This is a genomic window from Exiguobacterium sp. s64, assembly GCF_018618035.1.
Classification (GTDB): domain Bacteria; phylum Bacillota; class Bacilli; order Exiguobacteriales; family Exiguobacteriaceae; genus Exiguobacterium; species Exiguobacterium mexicanum_A.
Genome location: NZ_JACSLH010000002.1, coordinates 37,319 through 60,861, shown reverse-complemented (window position 1 = coordinate 60,861; position 23,543 = coordinate 37,319). Strand labels below are relative to the sequence as shown.

Here is a 23,543-nt window from a genome sequence, read left to right as displayed (position 1 = left end):
ACTATCAGCCTGATGTTTCAAATTAGGGGTTTAACATTTTTTAAAGTGGGTTATGACTTAAGGAGAAGCGTACGCAAGGTACGTCATGACAGTGTTGATCTGTCAAATAACTTAAGTGAGGTTTTTTAGAATCATGGCTAATCTATTCGGAACTGACAAGGATGGCAACAGGAAGAGGCAAGAAGAGATTGAAAAAACGGCTCAGGAGAAAGGGATCACTCAAATCCATATGTACTTCTCCGACGTGCTTGGAGACTTGAAGCTATTGACTCTCTCTGCAAAATTGTTGCCGGAAGTTTTTGAAGGGAAGACGATGTTTGACGGTTCATCCATCGCTGGTTTTTCTTCCATCAAAAACTCAGACCTATTCTTGAGACCGGATTTAGATCGTCCACGCTACGAACAGGACGGGGACGAGAGCATCCTCGCGTTCTTCTGTGACGTCTGCACGCCAGACGGGGAACGGTATGAGTTCGACCCGCGCAACGTCTTGAAGGATGCCCTCGAGCGCGCTGCTCGTGACGGATACTCGATTTTCGTCGGTGCCGAGCCGGAATTCTTCATCTTCGACGAGAATGGAGAGTTCTATGACGAGGCCGGATACTTCTCGACACGTTCAGAAGACAAAGGCTATGAGGTACGTCAACATATCGCCAACCGGTTGAGCGATGTCGGCTTCAACATCGAAGCGGTCCACCATGAAGTGGCACCAGCCCAGCACGAGATTGGCATCAAGTACGATGACGCGTTGCATACGGCCGACAACATCCAGTTCTTCAAAGAAATCGTCACGTTGGCAGCCCAAGAGAAAAACGCGAAAGTGTCGTTCTTGCCGAAACCGCTCCGCGACGTGAACGGTTCGGGAATGCACCTCAACATCTCGGTCTGGAAGAACGACAAGGACGGCAATCCGACGGTCAACGCGTTCGAAGAGCCGGAGTCGGATTACGGCCTGTCGGTCACAGCCCGTCATTTCATCGAAGGCATCTTGAAGCATGCCCGTGCGACGGCCATCTTCACGAACCCGCTCCCAGAGTCATATGAACGTCTCGTTCCAGGCTTCGAGGCACCGGTCAACATCTGTTGGAGCCCGTCGAACCGCAGTTCGATGATTCGAATCCCGGCGTCACGCGGCAGTGCGACACGCGTCGAAGTCCGTAACCCAGACCCGAGCGCCAACCCATATCTCGCCCTCGCGGCCCTGATTTACGCTGGACTCGAAGGGATTGAGCAACAGCTTGAGCCGTCATCACCGAACGAGGACGACTTGTTTGAGTACTCGGCCAAACAAATCGAGAGTCAAGGCATCTCGTCACTCCCGGCGACCTTCCATGAGTCGATTCAATCGCTCAAGTCGGACCGGTTCCACGATTACTTCAACCATGACTTGATCGACCGCTACTTGTCGCTCATCCAAGTCCGTAAATAAGCAAAGCATACAAAAGCCCATTCCTCGGCCGAGGAATGGGCTTTTACGATTAATGAATGCCGCGCATATACTTTTTGATGACCGGGGCGAGTGCGAACAGGATCAGACTGAGGACGATGGCCGCGCCACCGATAATCCCGAAGTAAAGCATCTCGTTCTCCGGTGAATAGAAACGGACGAGTTGAGCGTTGATCCCTTGCGCCGCAGCGTTCGACAAGAACCAGAGCGACATCGTCTGGGCCGAGAAAGCGGCCGGGGCGAGTTTCGTCGTCGCCGACAGACCGACCGGCGACAGGCTGAGCTCACCGAGCACGACGATGAAGTAGCTAAGGACGAGCCAGAGCGGGTTGACGAGCGTGTCCGGGCCTCCGAAATAGGCCGGGAGCAAGATCACCAAGAAACTTAACCCTGCGAACAAGATCCCGAACGCGAATTTCGTCGGGATGCTCGGCGCACGGTCACCGAGTCGGACCCAAAGCCATGCGAAGACCGGTGCGAGCATGATGATGAACAGCGGGTTGAGCGACTGGAACCAGGCCGGTGAGAGCGTGATCCCTAAAAATTCAAGATCGGTCCGCTTATCGGCATAGCTGGCCAAAATCGTCGCCCCTTGCTCTTGAATCGCCCAGAACATGACCGAGGCGATGAAGAGCGGGATGTAGGCGATGATCCGTGACCGTTCGACTTCCGTCGTTTTCGGACTGCGATACATGATAATGAAGTAAATCGTCGGAATGGCGATCCCGAACACACCGACGAGGCCGATGAACGTGTTGATCGTGAACAAACCTTGCGGGATGAGCACGGCCAACAGGCCACCGATGAGGATGACCGCGATCGTCGTATACTTGATCGCGTTTCTCTTCTCAGACGGCGTCAACGGGTTCGGCACATATGAACCGGCAAGACCGAGGTTGCCTTTCTTCGTGACGAGGAAGACGACGAGACCGATGAACATCCCGACCGCGGCGAGTGCGAAGCCCCAATGGAAGCCGTAGCTCTTTTGGACTCCACCGACAATCAAAGGTGAAATGAAGGCACCGAGGTTGATCCCCATATAGAAGATGCTGAACCCGGCGTCACGACGACGGTCCGTCTCGTGATACAGGTCACCGACGATGCTTGAAACGTTCGGTTTCAACAAGCCCGTACCGATGACAATCAGTGCCATCGAGATGAACAAGAACGTCAGGCTGCCTGGAATCGACAAGACGATATGCCCGAGCATGATGAACACTCCGCCAAAGAAGACGGCCCGAGACGTCCCGAAGACACGGTCGGCGAGCCATCCCCCAATGACCCCCGACATGTAGACGAGTGCGCCGTATACCGACATGATTGACAAGGCGACATTCTGGTCGAGACCGAGACCGCCCTCAGATACCTCGTAGTACATGTAGAACACGAGGATGGCGCGCATCCCGTAATACGAGAACCGTTCCCAAAACTCAGTGAAGAATAGCGTGAACAAGCCTTTAGGCTGTCCGAAAAAACCTTTTTGTGGCACGCTGTCCACAATTTTCTGTTTATCGATCCTTTCCATGAAAGATCCCTCCTTAACCGTATCATCATAAAAAAGAATCATTATGTTTGTAAAGAATAAACGAATGAAAAATTCAAAATTTAATGATATTCGAACGAAATAAAAAACCACACTAAACGACTAGGTTCAGTGTGGTTTTATAAGTCAAGCTGTCTTTTGTTTCGCTTCGGCTGCGCTGACGCGGCGTCCAAGTTGCCAATAGATGAGTCCCGACACGCAACTGGCCGCCCCGACGAGGATCAACGCGATATGTCCGGCGCGTTGGTCGAAGAACAAGCTTGCCATGATCGGTGCGGTCACCCCGCCGATCAACCATTGGATGCTGGCGGCCCCGTTGTAGGCACCGCGCATGTTCTCCGGAGCGATCAAGGCGATGAACGTCTGTTGGACCGGGGACATGATCATCTCGCCGAGCGTATAGAAGGCGTACACCGCGAGCAAGACGCTGACGAGAACGAGGTACGGTGTCCCGAGTGAATAGAGGAGACGCGGCATGACGGCGATCAGAATCATGCCGACCCCGAAGATGGTCGCCCCGGCGAGCATGACGTTGCCGAACGACTTGCGGCCGAGTTTCGAAGCGATCGGAAACTGGAACAACACGACCATGATGCCGTTCAAGGCGAGCATATAGGCGAACGGGTTCTCACGATCGGTGTACGATGGCATCGACTCTCTCAAGAAGAGGGGCAGCATGCTCTCGATGAGCGAGAAGCCCATCGAGATGAAGACACCGGCAAAGATGAACACGAGGAACACCTTGTCATTGTAGAACACGCGCAGGACATCCCGGTTCGATGGCGTGTCGACATCGGTCGTCTCTGGGAGCGACTCCCGGATGAAGCGACCGAGGACGAGTGCGTACAAGACGAAGACGAGAGCGGCCGAGTAGAAGATATACTGCCGGTCGATAAAGAGGACGGCACTCCCGAGGAGCGGGCCGAATGCAGCCCCGATATTGTGCCCCATCCGCAACAGACCGAACGCCTCGTTCATCTGTTCGGGCTCGGTCACATCGGCTACCATCGCGCTTGCGGCCGGGTGGAACAATGAGTTCGTCAAACCGAGCATGGCGTTCAAGAGAAGGAGCGGCCAAAACGTTTCGGCGAAGGCGAAACCGACGAGGGCAAGGGCGTCGCCAAGAATGGCAGCCATCATGATTGGTTTGCGGCCATACAGGTCTGCGAGCCGTCCACCGACGACCGATCCGATGAGCGCCATGATTGGTCCGGTCGCCATGATGACCCCGACCTGGATATAACTGTCGAGCTTGTCGCTATAGTATAGGACGAGGAACGGTGCGATCATGAACATCATGACACCGGTGATCGTCTCTCCGAGGAAGCGGATCCAAATGTTACGGTCGAGCTGTTTGAGTGATTGAATCATTAAGGTCACCTGCTTTAGTTGATAGAATAAGAAAAGGGACGCAGCATGCTCAAAGGCATACGCGTCCCTAAGATCTTAGGCATGCCTCGGAAGGCAGGCGACATCACGGATTCAAATCACGGAGAGGCGCCTGCCGGTCAATATGAACTTGGACGTGCGAGCGTTGAATGACTGACATCGGTACCTCTCCTTTCTGCATTGGACTGTCTTCTCTTCAAGATTATGATATTTCCGTGAAATGTGTCAACCTAAATCGTCAATGTGTCATAATAATTCGTTCAAATTCTTTCGGCTGAGCCGGTAGTCGATCAACCGAGAGAACACGACTTGAATCATCGCCGTGACCGGGACACTGATGAACATCCCGACGAGACCGAACAGGCTACCTCCGATGATGATCGAGGTGATGACCCAAAACGGGGTGATGCCGACGCTGTCGCCGAGAATCTTCGGGCCGAGCCAAAGTCCGTCGAATTGTTGCAACAAGAAGATGAACAAGAGGACGATGAGCGCCGTGAACGGGTCATAGAAGTAGGTGATGATGAACGCCGGAATCATCCCGAGCAGCGGACCGACGTACGGGATAAAATTCAAGACGCCGACGATGACGCCGAGTAGAAGCGCGTAAGGTGCCCCGATGATCAACAGACCGGCGACGGCCAACACCCCGATGATGAGGCAGTCGATCGACTTCCCGATAATATAGCGTTTGAAGATGTAATCCATCTCTTGAAAGATGTCGATCGTCGTCTTAGCCGACGCGACCGGGAACATCGCATACAACAGACGCTTGAACATGCGGGCAAAAACCTCTTTGTCTTTCAACAGATAGATCGAGATGACGATCCCAATCAAGAAATTGATGAGCGTCATCGTGAAGCTCGACACGTAGCTGACCGACGACAAGACGGCGGTCTCGACCCAGCCCGAGTAACGTTCCTCGAAGCGGCTGAAATCGATGGCTTGGGCAATCGTCGCGTTGTACTCTTTCAAGTACGTGTTCAACTGGGCGAGGAACCCGTCAATCTGTCGGATGTAGAACGGGAGCTCTTCGATGAGTGAGGCGAGGCTCGAATAAATGCGTGGGAACAGCGTCACCGCAGAGATGACGAGAATCCCGATGAAGACGATATAGACGATCAGCAAACCTTGATAGCGTTTTAATTGAAACCGTTCTTCTATATAGGACAGGACGGTATTCAGGAGCAGCGCGATGGCAATTCCCATGATAATCGGTGTCAGCAACTGGAACGTGTAGTGCAACACACTAGAAATCGTGTCCGGTTCACTGATGACTTTCCATAGGACGAGCAGAATCAATCCGATCACGCTCAACTTCCAAATCAATTGACGATTTAATTCCAAAGGTCCATCCCCTCATCTTTTAAATTTTGTAGAATAACGTTCACTTTGTACTATGACCTTTTTTTTATCGGGATTCAATAGGCCACACCTATTTTCGAAAAAGGATTGACAAGATTGGTAACGTTTGGTTAACTAAGTGACATATTACAAAAAGACAAATCGCATATAAAACACTTTCTATCAAGAGAAGCGGAGGGACTGGCCCGATGAAGCTTCAGCAACAGATTGATTCAATACTGTGCTAATTCCAGCAAGGTGACCTTGAGAGATGGAAAGGTGGTTGTTTGAATACATCCGTATCTCGACACCCCTTTCCGCGGAAAGGGGTGTTTTTTGCATAGGAGGACTATTCATGACTGACAGACGCTCACACTTACTTAAAACTTTACCACCCCAACATTTTGTCGGACTCGCCGATGAAGTCGCAGCACTTGAACAGGCCGGTCGCGATATCATCAGACTCGGTCAAGGGACGCCGGATTTGCCAACGCCCGCCCCAATCTGCGACGCACTTCAGACGGCGCTCCTTGATGCCTCGACCCATCAATACGGTCCGTTCCGCGGTCAGGCCCGTCTGAAACAAGCGGTGGCGACGTTTTACTTGAATGAGTACGGCGTCGAAGTCGATCCCGAGACGGAAGTCGCGATCCTCATCGGTTCCAAGTCCGGACTCATCACGTTGCCGCAATGCGTACTCGAACCTGGCGACGGGATCTTGCTACCGAATCCCGGCTATCCTGATTACATCTCGGGGGCACGCCTCGCCGGTGCCGTCGTCCGTGACCTCGTCCTCCGGGAAGAGAACGGCTTCTTGCCGGACTATGAGACGCTCGATACGCAAAATGCAAAACTCATGTATTTGAACTACCCGAGCAATCCGACGGGGGCCGTTGCCACGCCAGCCTTCTTTGACGACACCGTTCGGTTCGCCCGGGAGCGGGACTTGATGGTCGTCCACGATTTCGCATACGGCAGCATCGGATTCGATGGCCACGTCCCGCCTAGCTTCCTGCAGGCGGAAGGGGCGAAAGAAGTCGGCATCGAGGTATATACGATGTCGAAAGCGTTCAACATGTCCGGTTGGCGCGTCGCCTTCGCCGTCGGGAACGCGGACATCATCGAGGCGATCAACACGTATCAGGACCACGTCCACGTCAGCGTGTTCTCGGCCATCCAGGCGGCGGCTGTCGCCGCGCTCGAGGCCCCACGCTCCATCCGGGACGATTTGGCCCGACTCTATGAGGCGCGACGCGATCGCCTGATCGATGGGTTGAACCGGGCCGGGTGGGCCGTCGAGCCGCCGGAGGGTTCGTTCTTCGTCTGGGCGAAAGTGCCCGAGGGCGATGCCAAATCGTTCTCGCGTAAGTTATTGTACGAGGCAGGAGTCGCCGTCACCCCGGGCTATTTCTTCGGTTCGGAAGGGAACGGATACGTCCGCTTCGGTCTCGTCTCACCGGAACCGAAGATTGACGAGGCGGTCGAACGAATCGAGCGGTTGTTTGCCGCCTATGAGGAGGTGCGCGCATGATTCGTCAGGCCGTCCTTGAATATGACCACGCCGATGACGCGCTCGACCGTCTGGATGACTTAGTCGACGGCCGACGTGCCCACGTCCTGCACGGTCAGAACGGGTATGACGTCGTCCGAGCCATCTTTCCGGCCATCGCGGACTATCCGGCAACAAGGTTCAGCGGGGAGTGCACGGACTCGGAAGTCAAACGGCTCAAACCGTTGGACGCCGACGTGTTAATCGCCGTCGGAGGCGGCAAGCTCGTCGATACGGCCAAACTCGTCGCCTATCAACGGAACGTCCCGCTCATCGTCGTCCCAACGCTCGCCTCGAACTGTGCGGCGTTCACACCGCTCAGCGTCGTCTATCAGGAGGACGGGAGCTACGACCGCTACGACATGTTCCGCGTCGTCATCGAACGGGTCATCGTTGACTCACGGGTCATCTCGCGCTCACCATATGAATACTTTCGGGCCGGTGTCATCGACACGGTCGCGAAGTTTTACGAGGCCCGTTATTTGAGTGGTGACAGCTCAGCTGACGCCGGCGTCAACACCGGACTCGTCTTGGCCGAGCAGTGCGGGCGTCTCGTCGAACTTGAATTGAGCGAGCACGCTTTTGAGTCGTATAGTGACGACGTCCGCTTCGCGGTCGATCACGTGCTCGCCATCGGCGGCGCCGTCGGTGGATTTGGTGACGCCGGGACACGCGTCGCCGTGGGCCATGCGGTCCATAATGCGCTCAGCCGCTTCGAGTCGACCCACTCTTTCTTGCATGGAGACAAGGTCGGCTTCGGCCTAATCGTCCAGGAGCGGTTGCGTCGCTCGGCCGATGCTCCGTATTTGGAGGCCTGGTTGAAACGGTTCGGTGCACCGACGACGCTCGAGGCGCTCGGGGTCGGGTCGGGCGACATCCCGGTACTGGTCGACTCCGTCATGACGGAAACCGAACTGCAACAGTTGCCGGAACCACTCGATAAAGACTTTTTGAAAATAATTTTTGAAAATTTACAATTTTCTATTTACAATTAAAAGAATTAAAAGTAAGATGATAACAATTTAATAGACCGATTGCTTATCAAGAGTGGTGGAGGGACTGGCCCTGTGAAACCCGGCAACCAGATCGTAATGATCATGGTGCTAATTCCAACAGACGATATCGTTTGGGAGATGAGCGTGTCCGACTTTGACTTGTCGTGCCCGCCACTCTGAATGAGTAGCGGGCTTTCATTTTGGAGGAGGAAAACAAATGAACATCAAACAGAAAACAGTACTTGCAGGAACGTCACTACTCGCCGCCATCTCGCTCTCGGCATGCGGACAATCGGACGCGAGCGAGTCGCTCAGCACGGAGTCGCTCACGATCGGCGTCACGGGCGGGCCGCACCAACAGATCGCCGAGAAAGTGAAAGAACTCGCGGCCGAAGACGGCCTCGAACTCGATATCAAAGTGTTCAACGACTATAATACGCCGAACACGGCGCTCGCCGAGGGTAGCCTCGACGTGAACAGTTATCAGACGCTCTCATTCCTAGAACTGCAAAAGTCCGATAAAGGCTATAAAATCGACGACGTGTTCAAGACCGTCGCTTTCCCGATGGGTCTCTACTCAGAGAAATTGACCGACATCGAGGACTTGAAAGAAGGTGACAAGGTCGCCGTCCCGAACGACCCGGCGAACGAGCTACGCGCGCTCCGTCTGTATGAGACAGCGGGACTAATCACGCTGAAGGAAGGATTGACGGACAAGGCGACGAAACGTGATATCGCCGAGAACCCGCTCAACCTTGAATTCATCGAACTCGAGGCGTCGCAGCTCCCGACCCAGCTCCCGGAAGTCGCACTCGCTGCCATCAACACGAACTTCGCGATGGGTGCCGGCCTGTCGATCAATGAGGACGCCTTGTTCCACGAAGACACGGTCGACAACCCGTATCCGAACTACGTCGTCGTCCGCACCGATAACAAGGATGACGAAGTCGTCGAGACACTCAAATCGTACTATCACTCGGACGAGGTCCGGACGTTCATCGAAGAGACGTTCAACGGCTCAATCGTCCCGGCGTTTTAAGGAGGACCTATGATCGCACTTAAAGGAATCACGAAGACGTTCACGGTGAACAAAGGTGCCGTCACCGCACTCGATGACGTCTCGCTCACGATCGAGAAAGGCGAAATCTTCGGCATCATCGGTCGAAGCGGGGCCGGCAAGAGCACGCTCATCCGCATGATCAACCTGCTCGAACGCCCGACGTCGGGCCAGGTCGAGATCGAAGGACAGGACATCACGAAGCTCGACAAACGTGGGCTCTCAAAACTCCGCCATCGAATCGGAATGATCTTCCAACATTACAACCTGCTCAAGACGGCGACCGTCGAAGATAACGTCGCCATCCCGCTCCGGCTTGAAGGTCTCGACAAGGCAACGATCCGCGCTCGCGTCGACAAATACCTCGACATCGTCGGCTTGACGGACCATCGAAAACATTATCCCGAGCAACTCTCGGGCGGACAGAAGCAACGTGTCGCCATCGCCCGGGCCCTCGCGCACGAGCCGGACATCCTGCTTAGCGACGAGGCGACGAGCGCGCTCGACCCGGAGACGACCGAGTCGATCCTCGACCTCTTGCTCGACATCAACCGCGAGCTCGGGCTGACGATTTTCTTGATCACGCACGAGATGGAAGTCATCGAGCGCATCTGTGACCGGGTCGCGGTCATCGAGGCCGGCCGGATCATCGAAAAAGGGGACGTGCTCGACGTGTTCTCGGACCCGCAGCATGCGACGACACGCAAGTTCTTGAAGACGAACCTCGATGTCCCGAAAGAGGTCGTCGTTGAGTTGAGCACGCACGGGATGCTCGTCAACTTGTCGTTCATCGGCCATCAGAGTGAACAGGCTGTGCTCGCCCAGTTGACGAAACGGTTCGGCTTGCTCCCGAATATCATCGGGGGTGGCATCAAAAAGCTAAAAGGCGGTCTCGTCGGCAATCTGCTCGTCCATTTGGACGGCGATAAGGCCCAGACCGATCAAGCCGTCCGCTTCTTAGAGGCGAGCGGTGTGAAAGTGAAGGAGGTGACGAACCATGCTTCAGTTTTGGGAAAATTGGGGTGACTTGATTTGGACGGGGACGATTCAGACGCTCACGATGACCGGCATCGCGCTCGTCATCTCGACGTTGATTGGACTGCCGCTCGGGACGCTTCTCGTCTTGACGCGACCGAACGGCCGGCTCGCCAATCGTTATTTCTACGGGGCGTTATCAAGTGTCATCAACGTCGTCCGTTCCATCCCGTTCATCATTCTCTTATTCTTCATCCTCCCGTTCACCCGCTTCATCATGGGCACGACGATTGGCGTCCAAGGCGTCCTGTTGCCGCTCATCGTGTTCACGGCACCGTATATCGCCCGACTCATGGAGTCGGCGCTACTCGAGGTCGACCGTGGGGTCGTCGAGGCGTATGAGGCGATGGGCATCTCGACCCGGAAAATCATCTGGTACGTGTTGATCCGTGAGGCCCGCTCTTCGATCGTGCTCGGTCTGACGATTGCGACGATCGGTTTGATCGGGGCGACCGCGATGGCAGGACTCGTCGGGGCAGGCGGACTCGGCGATATCGCCTATCAATACGGGCATCTCCGATTCGAGCCGGAGGTCATGTACGTGACCATCTTCGTCTTGATCCTGCTCGTCCAATCGATTCAATCGTTCGGTAACCGCTTGGCGGCCCGACTCAAGAAGGCATAAGAAAAGAGCTCTGCTTCGGCAGGGCTCTTATTTGTTGTCGAGCAATCGTTTCAATTCGGCGATTCGGTCATGGCGCGGGATGAACGTACGAATCTCTTTCTCGCTGAACCCGATTTGAATCCGATTGTCGTCGACGACGATCGGACTCTTCAAGATTTGGGGGTGCGACGCCACAAAGCTGTACAGCTCACGGAGCGACATCTCGTCAAGTTGGTCCGCCGCTTGTTTGTACACGCTCTTTTGGATGGACAACAGGTCGGTCGTCCCGTTCTCGGTGAGGCGGAGCATGTCTTTGAACTCGGTGAACGACATCCCTTGATCGGTCAATTTTTTCTCGATGAATGGGATGTTCTGTTCGCGTAACCAATCAATCGTCTTACGGGAAGAACTGCAGCTTGTATGTGTGAATACGGTGACCGTCACGGCAACCACTTCTCCTTTACGTAAGTATGGACTTCTTTATTTTCTCTCATCCATACGTAATGGACGTCGAATATGTTTCAAATCACATATACTTTTTTCACGATTTGTTGATCCTCAGTTCGGGTACATGACGAGAGAGACTACAATCGAGGAGGGATTCACATGTTTGATTATACGGTCAAGACCGATCAGACGGTCGAAGCGGTCGTCGAGAAGCTGAAAACGACGCTCAAAGAAGAAGAGTTCGGGGTGCTCTGGGACTTCAATTTGAGTGAGACGCTTGAAGAGAAAGGCCAGCCAATTGAGGGGGACTATCGTATCCTTGAGGTATGCAATCCGAAAGAGGCGAAGAAAGTCATCACGGCGCACCGAGAAGGCGGGTATTTCCTCCCATGTAAGCTTGCCGTGTTCACAAAGGACGGGGCGACCCATGTCGGGATGCCGAAGCCGACGAAACTGATCGAACTGATTGAGGATGAATCGCTTCAAACTGTGGCCCGTGACGTCGAGACGCGATTGACGCGTGCGATTGATCAAGCCGTCTAATTGATACACGTATCCCGTCCATGAAAGTGGACGGGTTTTTCGTATTCCCACCTAAAGTCATATAATGGTAAAATTGGTACAAACAGATGGTAAGGGGCGGATGTTTTGAAAAAGTTAGTCGGTTTACTTGTGTTATCCACCGGGTTATTGGTCGGATGCAGGGAGGAAAAGCCAGACGTCGTCAACTTGTCGTACGTCAACGCACATTGGACTGTCAGTAAGTATTCACTCGAACAACCTGAGGAGATTGAGGCGGTCGGTGAGACGCTACAGGCCTGTACCGGGAAATTGACGACTGAATTGAAGGGAGACTTGACGGTTTACGATACGGTCATTGCGAATCGCCATCCGATGACAGACACCGGCGAAGAGTATGCCTATAAAGCGGTGACCTACATAAAAGGGGATGAGCATTATGTGCTTTGTCGTGACGTGCTCTCGGAACGTTTCCAAGCCGAGGTCATCGATGCGTTCCCTCACTTCGTCAATACTGAGAAAGGGAACCACATACAGCGAATCCCGTTCATCGAACCTGCTGGTGAGAGCGCCGAAGCAACATTCCTCGATGCGGATGAATTAATGGATCCGAGCAATGCTGTCGAACCTTTTCTTGATACCCTCGTCACGTTCACACCGGCCGTCCACGGCGAGATGGAATTGACGATTGGAGATCGACCGGTCCAATTTCCGTTGGTGATGTTCGACCCGACGATGGCGCATATGGACGAGATTAAAGTCGCAATCGGATATCATCCTGAAGAACAGAAACCATATGTGTTGATGAATCTCGCGGACCTGTTTTTCTCGGTGAGTCCGATAGATGAAATCGTCGACCCGTTGAATGAAGAACGGTTATATGAGGAGTTGACAGTCAAACGCCTGCCGCTCCAATCGGAACTGTTGCCCGACAAGTCCTATCCACTGTACGAGTTCAATTATACCCGTGAAGGAAAGCCGGTGACCGAGATGGTGACCATCACATATCGTGCCAAGGAACTGTTGACGACTTCCGAACAAAAGGCGCTCAAGGACAATCCGGACGAGCAGTATATGCCGACTGTGAGCGGTCCACTGATTTACCTACACGAGAAACCGTTCAACAACGAATCGATTTTGACGTATCCGACCGTGTTGCGTGCGTCTGGGAACGAGATGGACGACCTGATTCAAGCAATCGACGGCGCTGAGCCGACCAACCGCTCGGGCGATGCAGGGGAGTATCCGTACCTCACAATCGTCGACGGGCTTAAAGGTCAAGAATTTGAGGTGACATATAAACAGCGCTCGAAGAAGCTGGACGTTTACGTGACCGACCGAGTGACTGAGGAGACGTACAAACTGACGAGCGAAGGGGCCGAGACGTTCTTGTCCTATTTCCCGGATTTGAAGAAGAAATGAGTGGCTTGAACATGAAGAAACGAACGCTAATGACATTGTCACTGTTGTGGTTGACGGCAGGCTGCTCGGAAGATATTGACGTCGTCCGTTATGGTCATATCGAGGAACATTGGCAGGCCGAGCGGGTTACGATGAACAGTCAGGAGCCTGTAGTGGATGCCGAAGCCATATTGAACCAATGTGAAGACGGTGAACCCCTGTCCGAACTGAATGGAGAGACGTTTTCCGTGCTTGGAATGGCGTATGCGACCCGGGCCCCGCTTATGAAAGATGACTATTATGGATATAGTTTTAATGAAGTGACCTATGTCGAGGGGGATACAATCTATGCGCTCTGTAAATCAGACCGGATGGACGGGATGGAAGGGTATCGGGCCGTCGAGCTTGCAGAAAGACCTGCCTACTTGAAAGACGAGGTCGGAACTGAAATGTCTGCTCTTCCGACCGTCTATATCGCGACCGAAAATGAACGGGCTGCGTTACATAAGCCGGACGCCTTCTATGACAATGAACAAGACATCGAACCGTATCCGGTCACACTTATGAGGATTTCGCCTGGATTTAGTGGCACGGTCGAGATTGGGATTGAAGAAGGGGGCTACTTTACCCCATCTTTCCACTTTTTGCCGAACCTTAGACCGTCCGATGTGTTTATCGCATTAGGACGAGATAAGGCCACTAACATGCCTCATCTGCTCCAGTCTTATGGTGGAGACAAGGCTCGCTATTCCTCCTCCATTTTACAAGATGCCGATTTGCTCAACGGGGCTGACAGTTTAACCTTCCGTCGAATCCATAACGGTGGCACGATGGAACCGATGACAGCCTATCCGCTATATGACGTCACGATTGACGTGGACGGACAAAACGTAACAAAAACCGTGTCGATGCGCTATCGAACGAGCCCTCTCTTGACCGTTTCTGCAGATCAAGACGAGATAGCGGTCGCTTACCTCCATCAGTATCCGTATCACCGGGAAGTCCCGCTCCCTTACCCTGATGCTGTAAACGTGAGCGGCAAAGCTTATGACCAGTTGGTCGAAGCCATCGAGACCGCGCGCCCGTCGACGAAGAGTGGTGAGACGAAAGACTATAAGTATTTGACGCTGTGGCGTGGGAATCTCGGTCAACAGTTCGAAGTCAGTTATCAGCAACGGTCGAAAAAAGTCGATGTCTATGTGAAGGACGTGAAGACCGGGAAAGTGTTCAAACTGTCGAGCGCCGGGGCGGAGACGTTCCAACAGCTGTTCCCGCAGGCGTTCGAATGAATGGATTGGACGTAAATCGAGGAGGGATGCCCTGTTGAAACGCATGTTGTCAGGATGTGTCATCTGTATGGGACTGCTTCTTGGCGGTTGTGCCAGTAGCGAGGAAGACTTGGATCCGTCTCGCATCGACTATCAGACGTTAAACACGGATGGTGCCTATGGACCCATACGCACCATTACCGACGCTGAGACGATTACTCAGCTTGATCGAACGACGGATGAGGTTGAATGGGAAGACCAACCCGTTCCAATCGAGCGGGACCCGGATGTGAGAGCGACGTTCGTCTATACGCCGGACGATGCGCCCGAGCGTTCGCTCGACTTCGGGATTTGGTACGAAGAACAGATGATGGGTGGCATCAATCCAAAGGATAGCCGCGGTGAACTTAACGCCGCACAAGTCACGTTGTTGCAAGCCATTTTCAAGGAATCGGAATAATCAAGGGTCCGTGCCTGGCATGGGCCTTTTTTTGATGACCAGCGTCAGAGAGAACAATTGGAAAACACTTCAAATTCAAGATATTGACTCGATTTCAAAAACCGACGCTATTCAGGACTTTTCACACAGGGTACACTAGAACTCCGCTACATTCCAGGAATAAAGCACTAAAGGAAATCGAGAAAAGAAGGTAGGAATAATCGGAATGGAACTGACAAAGACCGCTAGCCTCTCATTCCCTGACGTGCTCCGTGCCCTCGAGGCCAACGTGGCGATGATCCGATTCGACCGTCAACGACGCGTCGTCGATGTGAACGACCTATTCGCCAAGGTGATGAAATATAAGTGTGACGAAATGATCGGGATGCACCATCACTTGTGTTCTGCACGCCAAATTTCGTCAGCAGCCCAGACTATCAAGCATTTTGGAACAAGCTGTTCGACGGCTTCAGTTCGGCCGACAAAATCGAGCGAATCGACGCCCGGGGTGATTCGATATGGCTCGAGGCGACGTATATGCCGATCTATGAACAGGACGAGGTCGTCGGCGTCGTCAAAATCGCCTCCGATATCACGAGTCGGCAACAGACGATCGAGGAATATGCGCGCTCGTTCCGTGACATGGCAGAAAACCTTGACGACCGTGCCCGGCGTGGCATGGAGGAGAGTCAACAGTTGAAGCGGACAATCGAACGCCTCGACGCGGACTCAAATCAGAATTTAAAGACGCTCGCTAACTTGCAGGAGCAGGCTGCCGAGATCACGAAGATCGCCAGTACAATCAAAGAGATCGCCGCCCAGACGAACCTGTTGTCGCTCAACGCCGCCATCGAGGCCGCGCGAGCAGGTGAACATGGTCTCGGTTTCAACGTCGTCGCGACCGAGGTGCGGAACTTGTCACGTCTCGTCGAACGTGCCGTCATCGAAGTGCGCGCGAACACGGACGGGATGAATAAAGAACTCGTCTCGATTGTTGACGGTGTCTCTCGCTCCAGTACGGATATTCAAGAGAGTGTGCGCATCATGGAACAGACGCTCGAGCGGTTCGTGCATATCGAACAGTCGGCCGAATCGCTGAACGGAACAGCCGAGCGGTTCACGTCCGCCATCTAAAAAAACCAATCGGACGTGCCCTGTACGAGGGACACGTTCAATTGGTTTTTTTGATTTGCAGCGTATGGCCATGCTGTCTCAACCAGGCCATCGCGCCGGTGACATCCGGATAGACCGAAGCGAGCGTCGACCAGAACGCGTTCGAGTGGTCAAAGTGGACGAGGTGGGTCCATTCGTGGGCGATGACGTAATCCATCACTTCTTTCGGGGCGAGCATGAGCCGGACGTTGATGGAAATCGTCCCAGTTGAACTGCACGACCCCCAACGCGTCTTTTGGTTACCGATGCGAATCCGCTTCGCCCTCACACCGAGCAATCGTTCGTAGTGGGGTGCACGTTCGGTGACGTGGGCGAGCGCATGCTCTCGGAGCCAAGCCTCGTACGCTTCCCGTAGCGACGACTCGCCCCACGCGAGCGGACAATAGAATTTTTCCCCATCGAAGCGAAATCCGGTCTCAGCATCGCGTTTCACAAGCGGCAACGTTTCCCCGTACAGGAGCAACCTGTCGTCGGGCAAGAGGTCACGCTTCGGTAATGTCGCGATGCGTTCCGCAATCCACTCGGCATGATCTGTTAAAATCGCCTCGACGACCCGGTTCGGGAGCCTTGCCGGAATCCGCAGCTCGATCCCGTCCGGTGTGACGAAAAAGGCTGCCCGTTTCCGGCGTTTATGGCGGATGACGGTCACGGTCATCGGATTCACCTCCTTGAAGTATCTCGGTCGATTATAGCTGACGCGTCCCGAATCCGCCACCGTTTTGCGGACTCGCACGCTCTTTTTTTGTTACAGTAGAGATAGGAGGGATGAACATGAAATCAATCTTACATCAATCGCTTGATCGGACGGGAACGGATTCAGTGAAATGGGACGGTCTCGACCGTTGGTTCCGTCTAAAGGACGACGTCTTACCGCTCTGGGTCGCTGACATCGATATCCGCACGGCACCGTCCATCTCAGAGGCGCTCGCGGCACGGGCCGCGACCGGGGAGTTCGGGTATACGCTGTTCTCGAGAGACGCGCAGGCTGCCGTGAGTTCCTGGTATGGGCGCCGTCACAAGCTGAAGGTCGATGCCGATCACGTCCTGTTCTCGAACGGTGTCGTACCAGGATTGACACATATCGTCGAGGCGTTGACGGAGGAAGGGGACGGGGTCGTCATCCAGTCGCCCGTCTATCCGCCATTTCATGAACTGGTCACCGGGTTGAAACGGGAGTTGCTCGACGCCCCGCTTCGTCAAGTCGATGGTCGCTACGAGATGGACTTTGATGCACTCGAGACACAGATGCGCAAGGCGAAGCTGTTCTTGCTCTGCTCGCCGCACAACCCGGTCGGACGGGTATGGACCGAGTCCGAGCTGAAGCAAGTCGTCGAGCTGGCACGTCGCCATGACGTTATCCTCGTCACTGATGAGATCCATGCTGATTTGACGTACCCGTCACAACGGCACACTGCCCTCAATCGACTCGATGACTCGGTCATCACGGTGAGTGCGCCGTCGAAGGCGTTTAATATCGCTGGACTGTTCGCTTCTTACATCATCTGTCCGGATGATGCGATGCGTAAACGAATCATACAAGTCCAGAACAAACATCACGTCCTGCCGACACCGTTCGCGAACACGGCCATCATTGCCGCCTACACGGATTCGCGCGCCGAGCGTTGGCTTGACCAGTTGACGGCCGAACTCGAAGAGCAGGCGACGTACCTCGTCGAGCGGCTTCAGGAAGAACTACCACAATTGAAGACGTTCATGCCCGAGGCGAGTTATCTCCTCTGGATCGACTTCGCGGGGCTCGGTCTTGAACCGGAAGCGCGGAAGAAGTGGCTGCACGAGCAAGTCCGTCTGTTCTTGTCACCAGGCCTCCCGTTCGGTGCGTCAGGGAGGACGTTCGAACGGCTCAATTTCGGGACGGCACGACCAGTGCTTGACGAAGCACTCAAGCGTCTGACAGAACACGCCGGTGGAAAAGCGTTTGTATGAATCAAGAAACGGGAAAAATTTCACAATGAGCCACAAAGCTGACATGGCAACAGAAAGCGAGTGAATGCGATGGAGACGATCAATTGGAAAAAGAAGATGGAAGAACAACTGAGGCGTAGCGGATTCACGTTACAGGTCGAGAACATGGCCAACCTTGGTCTGACGGAGATTCATGCATCTTCGTCCCCGTTGATCTCGTATCCGCTCCGGATTCGGCTGTACGTGCGTATGGGATGGCTCATGTGCACCGTCGATGCGACCTCGGTCGACCGGAACGAGGACCATCCGCTGTTCGAGCGCATGATCGCCGCCGTGTTCGAGCGCATCGTCCGCCATCTGTATCACGCCTATGACTTCCATGTCTTGACGTACATCGGTAACACGGGCAACTATATCGCACCGAAGGACTCGGAGACCGGAGAAATCGTCCGCTTGCTCGCACAACTGTGGACCGACCGCTCTTACCTGCACCTAGAGACGTATGAAGAGTATCCGGCATTATACGTGACGCCGCCATGGGCGCACCAAGCCTACGCGTTTGAGAGCACCGAAGACGAATGGATTGTCTATGCGGGCCGGAGCGGCCGTCCGGCGACGGACTATCGCGCCGACGGGACCGAACTCAAACCGCATCGTCTGGCGGAGGGTGACTTGTTCTTCCCGGTGCACCGGATTCAGAAAGACCGAGGCACGCTCGCGCTCGCCGAATGGTTACGGCTCGAGCGTCGAGAGGTCGAGGATTTCATGATCGCCTTCATGAAGACGATCCAAAAGTTCGATCCAGCCTTCGGATTTTCTTGGGGTGGAGTGGACACGTTCTTTCACGGGGTACCGGTCGAGCCATACGCGCAAGTACTCCGGCTGGAGAGCGGGAAACGACGTTATCGGGTCATGAACAACTCGGCGAAGCGATTGTTCGCGGTGGCTGACGATCCTCTCGATTGTTTGAAAGAAGTCGAACAGACGTTACGGACGGTCCGATTACCGGAACAGCGCGTCTCGGCACTCGGGCAGCTCGTCATGGGCATTTGGCAACAGTTCGAAGCCGACGAGACGACATATATCCAGGAAGTCGCCTATCGCGGCATCTCGCAGTTCCAAATCGAAGAAAAAATCGGTCATGCCTTGGCGAACCGGCAACGAATTCGCTGGATCGAGAAGGCCGACCCTCGCCAGTCTGTCATCGAATTCGCACATCTGCGGATTTCATTCCCGAAACGACCACCCGGTATCGTCACCGTCGAACCGGTCGAATCTTCTTATGAGAGAGGTGCGCTATGAGAATCGTTGATGCACGTGCCATGTCAATCAGCCATGAGGACTTGATCGCGGTCACCGAGACGTCCGTCTATTACCGCGAAAAGTCGAGTGAGACAAGTTTCTCGATCTTCCGCTATGACGAAGAAGACGGTTCCGTCACTCCGGTCGGCCGTCGTGTGTATGAAGACTACGGGATCTCGAAGCTGTTCGTCAGTAAGGACCGCGTCTATTTCTTGAACGAGACGCCGGACCGGACCGGGGTCGTCCGAACGGAACTGATCGCCTTCGATTACCGCTCTGGAGAGGAGGTTGTGCTCGCGACATTCGAGAAGCGAGGCAACAGCACGCTCTATTGGGTACTCGCCGATCGTTATTTCCTGTTCTTGACGAGTTTCGGAGATGCGGACGAGGCATGGTTGTATGATGCCGAGACGTCGTTCCAAGAACGGATCCGTGATGAACGGCTCGTCGGCCATGCCGGTAAGTTCCGCGAGCTGTATCTGTTCACGACCGAGCTGGACGGGGTTCCTTATATCGTATGTAACGCCCGATTGGACGAGTTCGCCTATTACGAGGCGCTCGAGGACGGACGGGTCTCGCCAGACGATGCGATCGACCACTCCGAAGCGATCCTCATCTGTTCGCTCGACGAGGCGGTCGAGGCTATCCGGGACCGAAAAGGGGAGATTCCGTTCGAGGACTTGATTCGGCTCCATGGGGAAGGGGACACGGTCCAATATCTCGGGGAACGGGACGCGAAACTGCGGTTCTCTGCGTTCGTCGATGCAGCGAATGAGGAGACGATTTATGAGTTGGCGGCACCGGACGTGCTCCGGGAGGTCACGGTCGTCGACTGGGGGGCCTATGAACCGATCGACTTCACTTATGATGATGTCAGTTCGACGGTCTTTATCAAAGTCGAGGAATCAGAAGATCACACCGAACTGATTGACGCGACGACCGGTGCCCGCTTCCTCGATACGGCTCCGTTCGAGCGCGTACTCGCTTCGACCTATTTCATCCATGAATCGGCTGAAGGAGGGAGCGGCGTGAGCATCTTCAACCTCGAGACGAACGAACGTCAAACGTTCGAGGACGCCTACTATACAGTGCTCGATGAGACGATTGTCATCCTCTCGACAAAACAGTTATGACAAAAATACCCGAGCCTATCCTGTTGATAGATTCGGGTGTTTTAGCTTGGTTTACATAATAAGTTATCGTAAACCGGTTAACGCTTGTTTTTTCTTCTCGTCACCGATATGGGCATATACTTGCGTCGTCGCCACCGACTCGTGTCCGAGCAGTTGTTGGATCGTTAAGACGTCGACCCCGCTCATGGCGAGACGAGAGGCGAACGTGTGTCGCAATTTATGCGGCGTGACCTGCTTGTGCGTCAAAAATGGCAGATATGGCTTCAGGCGGTCGATGTGCCCTTTCAACGCATGCTGCACCGTGCGGACCGAGATTCGTTTGCCTTTCTCGGAGCAGAACAAGGGACCTGCGCCTTGACCACGATATCCGTCAAGGAGCGGCTCGAGCGGGGAGGCGATCGGGATGACGCGTTCCTTGTTCCCTTTCCCGATGACACGGATTGTCCCGTTTTCTCGGTCGATGTCGTTCCAATCAAGGCCGACAAGTTCAGAGACACGCATCCCGGTCAACCCGAGCAGTTGGATCATCAGGAAGTCCCGGTCCCGATTGCGTTCGTACCAGCTCGCTTCGCGGTCGGACATGCCGACGTTGCTGCGGACGAGCGTCGAGAAGTCGAGCCATTCCTGTTCGGTCAAATAGACCGGGTTGCGCTTGGCGCGCTTCGGTCGCTCGACGGCCTGGAACGGGTTGTGCGCCGTGATGCCCGTCTCGATCAGATGGTTGAACAACGACTGCATCGATGACAGTTTGCGGTTGATCACGCTCGGTGCGTTGTCGAGCTCGAGGGCGAGGTACGTCGCGTACGCCTCGGCCCCGGCATGGTCGAACTCGACGAACGATTCGATTTCGACCGATGACGGGTCGACCTCGGATGCACTCGCGGTCTCGACCCAGCGGAAGAAATCCAAAAAATCATACAGATAGCGCTGCGCGGTCTGCTCCGAGTAGTGTTTGGCGGCCAAGTGGTTCAAGAACCGTTGGATGAAGCCCGGCATGCGCTCATAGCCATTCAAGTTGAAACGTCTCGCGTCGACTTTCGTCGGTGATTGGCCGAGCTGGCGGAATATACTCAAAAAATCGCTCCTCGCTTAATGATGGATTGACGTGACGATGCGGTCTTTCCCGGCCTGTTTCCCGGCCCGGAGCCGGTCGTCCGCCTCTTTGACGAGCGTGTCGACAGGCTTGAACCCACGGTGTGTCGTGACACCGAATGTCATTGTCACGCTGAGCCGTCGTCCCTCATAAATCGTCTCGAGAGATTTGATTTGCTGTCTCAGGTGGTCGATTGCTTGCGCCGCCTCATCCTCTGACTGGTTCGTCAAGAACAAGAGGAACTCCTCGCCGCCCCAACGGACGGCAATGCCGTCGGTCCGCGTGAGCGCAGAGGCGACTTGTTTGAGCACGAGGTCGCCGCAGTCGTGACCATGCCGTTCATTGAACGACTTGAAATGGTCGATGTCGGCCAAGACGACCGCATACGGGCGTCCCGACAAGACCGCTTCACGGATCGCCTCTTCGATTAAACGGTATCCGGTCGTACGATTATAGAGACCGGTCAGACCGTCCCGCGAGGCGAGGGTATGTAGCCGTTCGTTCGTCTGTTCGAGTTCGGACGTCACCTCGACGACCGCCCCTTCGAAGATGAATGACAGCCCGGCGATCAAGGCGATGGTCGCGAGTAAACATGTTACCCCGATGACTTGCTCGAAAGTCGGGCCGAGCGGCGATGTCCCGTCCGTCACGTTCACATATAAATAGCCATAGATTCCCATGGCGAGCATCGTCGAGGCGATTCGGATGGCCCGGCTCACGTTCGGCATGAAGAACACGCCATAGGCGACCGTGAGGATAAAGTAGTGGACGTTCGCGCCCCAGCCGAGGACGATTGTCGAGATGATGGCGTTGTAGACGACTTCGACGAAGAGACCGATGAAGAACGTCCGATAATATCGTTTATGTACAAAATAAAAAGACAATGTGTAATAGAGAACGCTGAGTACGTTCGACCAGGCAAGGACGGTTACGTCAAGTCGCCAAAACGTGATCAAGAACACGACATGGATGAGCCAAGCGAACACGTTCCCATAAAAAGTGATGCGGTAATTATATAGTGTACCGCGACGTTCCTCATAAGCTGTTCCCACGCGAACACCTCCTTTTTTCAGTATACCGAACCCATCCTCATTTGCCCATGCCTATCCAACAATCGATTAAAATTGACACGCACAAACGCCTTTAAATCGCACGTATAGTTGCGTGAAATAGATATTTCACGCAACGTTCGCTCACACTTCATTTTCATCCGAGACACACATCGACCTGTGATCCGGAGAAATAACGTCATATAATCCGGTTTACATAATAAGTTATGGTGAACCAATTGATTTGTTTTAAAAATTTGAAAGAGTTACAGTTGTATGATAAAAGAAAATAAAGCTTGAAACGGTGATTCAGGTAAAGGTACACTGAGAACGTAAACAAAAGGGGGATTTCAGGATGGACGATCAACGTTTGAAACAATGGCTCACCGAGGCGAAGACGATTGCTGTCGTCGGCGTGTCAGCGAACCCGAACAAGACCGCGAACCAAATCGCAGACTATTTGATCTTGCAAGGTTACACAGTCATCCCTGTCAATCCAACGCTCGAGACGTGGAACGGACGCAAAGTCTATCCGACGGTCGAGAGCATCCCGGGGCGCGTCGATATCGTCGACGTCTTCCGACGCAATGAGTATTTGGCCGGCGTGGCCGAAGATGCCGTCCGACATGGGGATGTCGGTCTCGTCTTCAACCAGCTCGGGCTCACCAGCCCGGACGCCGAGCGGATCGCTCGCGATGCCGGACTCGACTACATCGAAAATCGATGCATCTATGTCGAGCACGCCCGCCTTCTCGGTTAAGACCTACCTCCTTGGTAGGTCTCCTTTTTTTCACGAGCCCCGCTCGCGGAGGGAGGCTTGCCAGAATCTAAAA

22 protein-coding genes and 2 riboswitches are annotated in these 23,543 nt (G+C 54.2%); of the genes, 15 read left to right on the top strand and 7 right to left on the bottom strand.

Features of this window, described 5'->3' with window-relative positions:
- Window positions 1-133 precede the first annotated feature (133 nt).
- Entirely contained in the window at window positions 134-1,429 is a 1,296-nt protein-coding gene (locus KNP64_RS03855; RefSeq protein WP_138859400.1) for a glutamine synthetase family protein, read from the top strand.
- A 49-nt stretch (window positions 1,430-1,478) separates the two neighbouring features.
- On the opposite strand, the gene KNP64_RS03850 is transcribed toward KNP64_RS03855, so the two are convergent.
- From KNP64_RS03850 to KNP64_RS03840, 3 genes are all read right to left on the bottom strand, one after another.
- The gene (locus KNP64_RS03850; RefSeq protein ID WP_138859401.1) at window positions 1,479-2,972 is read right to left on the bottom strand and encodes a peptide MFS transporter; all 1,494 of its coding nucleotides are present in this window, start codon (window positions 2,970-2,972) and stop codon (window positions 1,479-1,481) included.
- Window positions 2,973-3,116: 144 nt separating this feature from the next.
- A complete protein-coding gene (locus tag KNP64_RS03845; protein ID WP_138859402.1) occupies window positions 3,117-4,361 on the bottom strand; it encodes an MDR family MFS transporter in 1,245 nt (414 codons plus the stop codon).
- Window positions 4,362-4,625: 264 nt separating this feature from the next.
- Window positions 4,626-5,726: an AI-2E family transporter gene (locus KNP64_RS03840; protein WP_214792035.1), complete on the bottom strand. Its 1,101-nt coding sequence runs from the start codon at window positions 5,724-5,726 to the stop codon at window positions 4,626-4,628.
- A gap of 174 nt (window positions 5,727-5,900) precedes the next feature.
- A riboswitch (SAM riboswitch) is annotated at window positions 5,901-6,001 on the top strand.
- A 77-nt stretch (window positions 6,002-6,078) separates the two neighbouring features.
- Between KNP64_RS03840 and KNP64_RS03835 the strand changes: the two genes are divergently transcribed.
- The 5 genes from KNP64_RS03835 (at window position 6,079) to KNP64_RS03815 (ending at window position 10,984) form a co-directional block, all read left to right on the top strand.
- On the top strand, window positions 6,079-7,254 hold the full coding sequence (locus KNP64_RS03835) for an aminotransferase class I/II-fold pyridoxal phosphate-dependent enzyme (RefSeq protein WP_214792037.1): 1,176 nt from the start codon (window positions 6,079-6,081) through the stop codon (window positions 7,252-7,254).
- Entirely contained in the window at window positions 7,251-8,267 is a 1,017-nt protein-coding gene (locus KNP64_RS03830) for an iron-containing alcohol dehydrogenase family protein (RefSeq protein ID WP_214792039.1), read from the top strand. Before KNP64_RS03835 ends, KNP64_RS03830 begins: the two co-directional genes overlap by 4 nt.
- Window positions 8,268-8,307: 40 nt before the next feature.
- A riboswitch (SAM riboswitch) is annotated at window positions 8,308-8,412 on the top strand.
- A gap of 72 nt (window positions 8,413-8,484) precedes the next feature.
- The gene (locus KNP64_RS03825) at window positions 8,485-9,306 is read left to right on the top strand and encodes a MetQ/NlpA family ABC transporter substrate-binding protein (protein ID WP_214792041.1); all 822 of its coding nucleotides are present in this window, start codon (window positions 8,485-8,487) and stop codon (window positions 9,304-9,306) included.
- A 9-nt stretch (window positions 9,307-9,315) separates the two neighbouring features.
- The gene (locus KNP64_RS03820; RefSeq protein WP_214792043.1) at window positions 9,316-10,350 is read left to right on the top strand and encodes a methionine ABC transporter ATP-binding protein; all 1,035 of its coding nucleotides are present in this window, start codon (window positions 9,316-9,318) and stop codon (window positions 10,348-10,350) included.
- Window positions 10,322-10,984, top strand: a complete 663-nt coding sequence (locus KNP64_RS03815; protein WP_071397545.1) for a methionine ABC transporter permease — start codon at window positions 10,322-10,324, stop codon at window positions 10,982-10,984. Before KNP64_RS03820 ends, KNP64_RS03815 begins: the two co-directional genes overlap by 29 nt.
- A 27-nt stretch (window positions 10,985-11,011) precedes the next feature.
- On the opposite strand, the gene KNP64_RS03810 is transcribed toward KNP64_RS03815, so the two are convergent.
- Complete coding sequence (locus KNP64_RS03810; RefSeq protein WP_214711362.1) at window positions 11,012-11,407, bottom strand: Spx/MgsR family RNA polymerase-binding regulatory protein; 396 nt, start codon at window positions 11,405-11,407, stop codon at window positions 11,012-11,014.
- 162 nt (window positions 11,408-11,569) lie between these two features.
- Here KNP64_RS03810 and KNP64_RS03805 point away from each other — a divergent pair, with 162 nt between their 5' ends.
- The 5 genes from KNP64_RS03805 to KNP64_RS03785 all read left to right on the top strand — a co-directional run bounded on the left by KNP64_RS03805 (window position 11,570) and on the right by KNP64_RS03785 (window position 16,171).
- On the top strand, window positions 11,570-11,953 hold the full coding sequence (locus KNP64_RS03805; protein ID WP_214751943.1) for a DUF302 domain-containing protein: 384 nt from the start codon (window positions 11,570-11,572) through the stop codon (window positions 11,951-11,953).
- Between the two features lie 105 nt (window positions 11,954-12,058).
- The gene (locus KNP64_RS03800; protein ID WP_214763147.1) at window positions 12,059-13,351 is read left to right on the top strand and encodes a hypothetical protein; all 1,293 of its coding nucleotides are present in this window, start codon (window positions 12,059-12,061) and stop codon (window positions 13,349-13,351) included.
- A gap of 11 nt (window positions 13,352-13,362) precedes the next feature.
- Window positions 13,363-14,619 (top strand): hypothetical protein, encoded by a 1,257-nt coding sequence (locus tag KNP64_RS03795; protein WP_214792045.1) that lies wholly within the window; start codon window positions 13,363-13,365, stop codon window positions 14,617-14,619.
- 34 nt (window positions 14,620-14,653) lie between these two features.
- Window positions 14,654-15,058 carry a hypothetical protein gene (locus tag KNP64_RS03790; RefSeq protein WP_138859411.1) on the top strand — a complete coding sequence of 135 codons (405 nt, stop codon included), beginning with the start codon at window positions 14,654-14,656 and terminating at the stop codon, window positions 15,056-15,058.
- Window positions 15,059-15,436: 378 nt separating this feature from the next.
- Complete coding sequence (locus KNP64_RS03785) at window positions 15,437-16,171, top strand: methyl-accepting chemotaxis protein (RefSeq protein ID WP_371815279.1); 735 nt, start codon at window positions 15,437-15,439, stop codon at window positions 16,169-16,171.
- A gap of 37 nt (window positions 16,172-16,208) precedes the next feature.
- Here KNP64_RS03785 and KNP64_RS03780 read toward each other — a convergent pair whose 3' ends face one another.
- Entirely contained in the window at window positions 16,209-16,865 is a 657-nt protein-coding gene (locus KNP64_RS03780; protein ID WP_214763145.1) for a M48 family metallopeptidase, read from the bottom strand.
- 116 nt (window positions 16,866-16,981) lie between these two features.
- On the opposite strand from KNP64_RS03780, the gene KNP64_RS03775 reads away from it, so the two are divergent.
- From KNP64_RS03775 to KNP64_RS03765, 3 genes are all read left to right on the top strand, one after another.
- The gene (locus tag KNP64_RS03775) at window positions 16,982-18,154 is read left to right on the top strand and encodes a MalY/PatB family protein (protein WP_214792047.1); all 1,173 of its coding nucleotides are present in this window, start codon (window positions 16,982-16,984) and stop codon (window positions 18,152-18,154) included.
- A 69-nt stretch (window positions 18,155-18,223) separates the two neighbouring features.
- Window positions 18,224-19,435, top strand: a complete 1,212-nt coding sequence (locus KNP64_RS03770; protein ID WP_214792049.1) for a hypothetical protein — start codon at window positions 18,224-18,226, stop codon at window positions 19,433-19,435.
- Window positions 19,432-20,568 carry a hypothetical protein gene (locus KNP64_RS03765; protein ID WP_214792051.1) on the top strand — a complete coding sequence of 379 codons (1,137 nt, stop codon included), beginning with the start codon at window positions 19,432-19,434 and terminating at the stop codon, window positions 20,566-20,568. Before KNP64_RS03770 ends, KNP64_RS03765 begins: the two co-directional genes overlap by 4 nt.
- A gap of 63 nt (window positions 20,569-20,631) precedes the next feature.
- Here the strand turns inward: KNP64_RS03765 and KNP64_RS03760 are convergent, their stop codons facing one another.
- Together KNP64_RS03760 and KNP64_RS14960 are read right to left on the bottom strand one after the other, a co-directional pair.
- Window positions 20,632-21,642, bottom strand: coding sequence for a tyrosine-type recombinase/integrase (locus KNP64_RS03760; RefSeq protein ID WP_214792053.1), 1,011 nt, complete (start codon window positions 21,640-21,642; stop codon window positions 20,632-20,634).
- 15 nt (window positions 21,643-21,657) lie between these two features.
- Window positions 21,658-22,713, bottom strand: a complete 1,056-nt coding sequence (locus KNP64_RS14960; RefSeq protein WP_214792055.1) for a GGDEF domain-containing protein — start codon at window positions 22,711-22,713, stop codon at window positions 21,658-21,660.
- Between the two features lie 352 nt (window positions 22,714-23,065).
- Here KNP64_RS14960 and KNP64_RS03750 point away from each other — a divergent pair, with 352 nt between their 5' ends.
- On the top strand, window positions 23,066-23,470 hold the full coding sequence (locus KNP64_RS03750) for a CoA-binding protein (RefSeq protein WP_021067467.1): 405 nt from the start codon (window positions 23,066-23,068) through the stop codon (window positions 23,468-23,470).
- The last annotated feature ends 73 nt before the right edge of the window (window positions 23,471-23,543 follow it).

Bases quoted from the DNA above. Each gene is read 5' to 3' on its own strand.
- KNP64_RS03855 (WP_138859400.1), top strand. From the start codon at position 134: ATGGCTAATCTATTCGGAACTGACAAGGATGGCAACAGGAAGAGGCAA.
- KNP64_RS03850 (WP_138859401.1), bottom strand. From the start codon at position 2,972: ATGGAAAGGATCGATAAACAGAAAATTGTGGACAGCGTGCCACAAAAA.
- KNP64_RS03845 (WP_138859402.1), bottom strand. From the start codon at position 4,361: ATGATTCAATCACTCAAACAGCTCGACCGTAACATTTGGATCCGCTTC.
- KNP64_RS03835 (WP_214792037.1), top strand. From the start codon at position 6,079: ATGACTGACAGACGCTCACACTTACTTAAAACTTTACCACCCCAACAT.
- KNP64_RS03830 (WP_214792039.1), top strand. From the start codon at position 7,251: ATGATTCGTCAGGCCGTCCTTGAATATGACCACGCCGATGACGCGCTC.
- KNP64_RS03825 (WP_214792041.1), top strand. From the start codon at position 8,485: ATGAACATCAAACAGAAAACAGTACTTGCAGGAACGTCACTACTCGCC.
- KNP64_RS03820 (WP_214792043.1), top strand. From the start codon at position 9,316: ATGATCGCACTTAAAGGAATCACGAAGACGTTCACGGTGAACAAAGGT.
- KNP64_RS03815 (WP_071397545.1), top strand. From the start codon at position 10,322: ATGCTTCAGTTTTGGGAAAATTGGGGTGACTTGATTTGGACGGGGACG.
- KNP64_RS03805 (WP_214751943.1), top strand. From the start codon at position 11,570: ATGTTTGATTATACGGTCAAGACCGATCAGACGGTCGAAGCGGTCGTC.
- KNP64_RS03795 (WP_214792045.1), top strand. From the start codon at position 13,363: ATGAAGAAACGAACGCTAATGACATTGTCACTGTTGTGGTTGACGGCA.
- KNP64_RS03780 (WP_214763145.1), bottom strand. From the start codon at position 16,865: ATGACCGTGACCGTCATCCGCCATAAACGCCGGAAACGGGCAGCCTTT.
- KNP64_RS03775 (WP_214792047.1), top strand. From the start codon at position 16,982: ATGAAATCAATCTTACATCAATCGCTTGATCGGACGGGAACGGATTCA.
- KNP64_RS03770 (WP_214792049.1), top strand. From the start codon at position 18,224: ATGGAGACGATCAATTGGAAAAAGAAGATGGAAGAACAACTGAGGCGT.
- KNP64_RS03765 (WP_214792051.1), top strand. From the start codon at position 19,432: ATGAGAATCGTTGATGCACGTGCCATGTCAATCAGCCATGAGGACTTG.
- KNP64_RS03750 (WP_021067467.1), top strand. From the start codon at position 23,066: ATGGACGATCAACGTTTGAAACAATGGCTCACCGAGGCGAAGACGATT.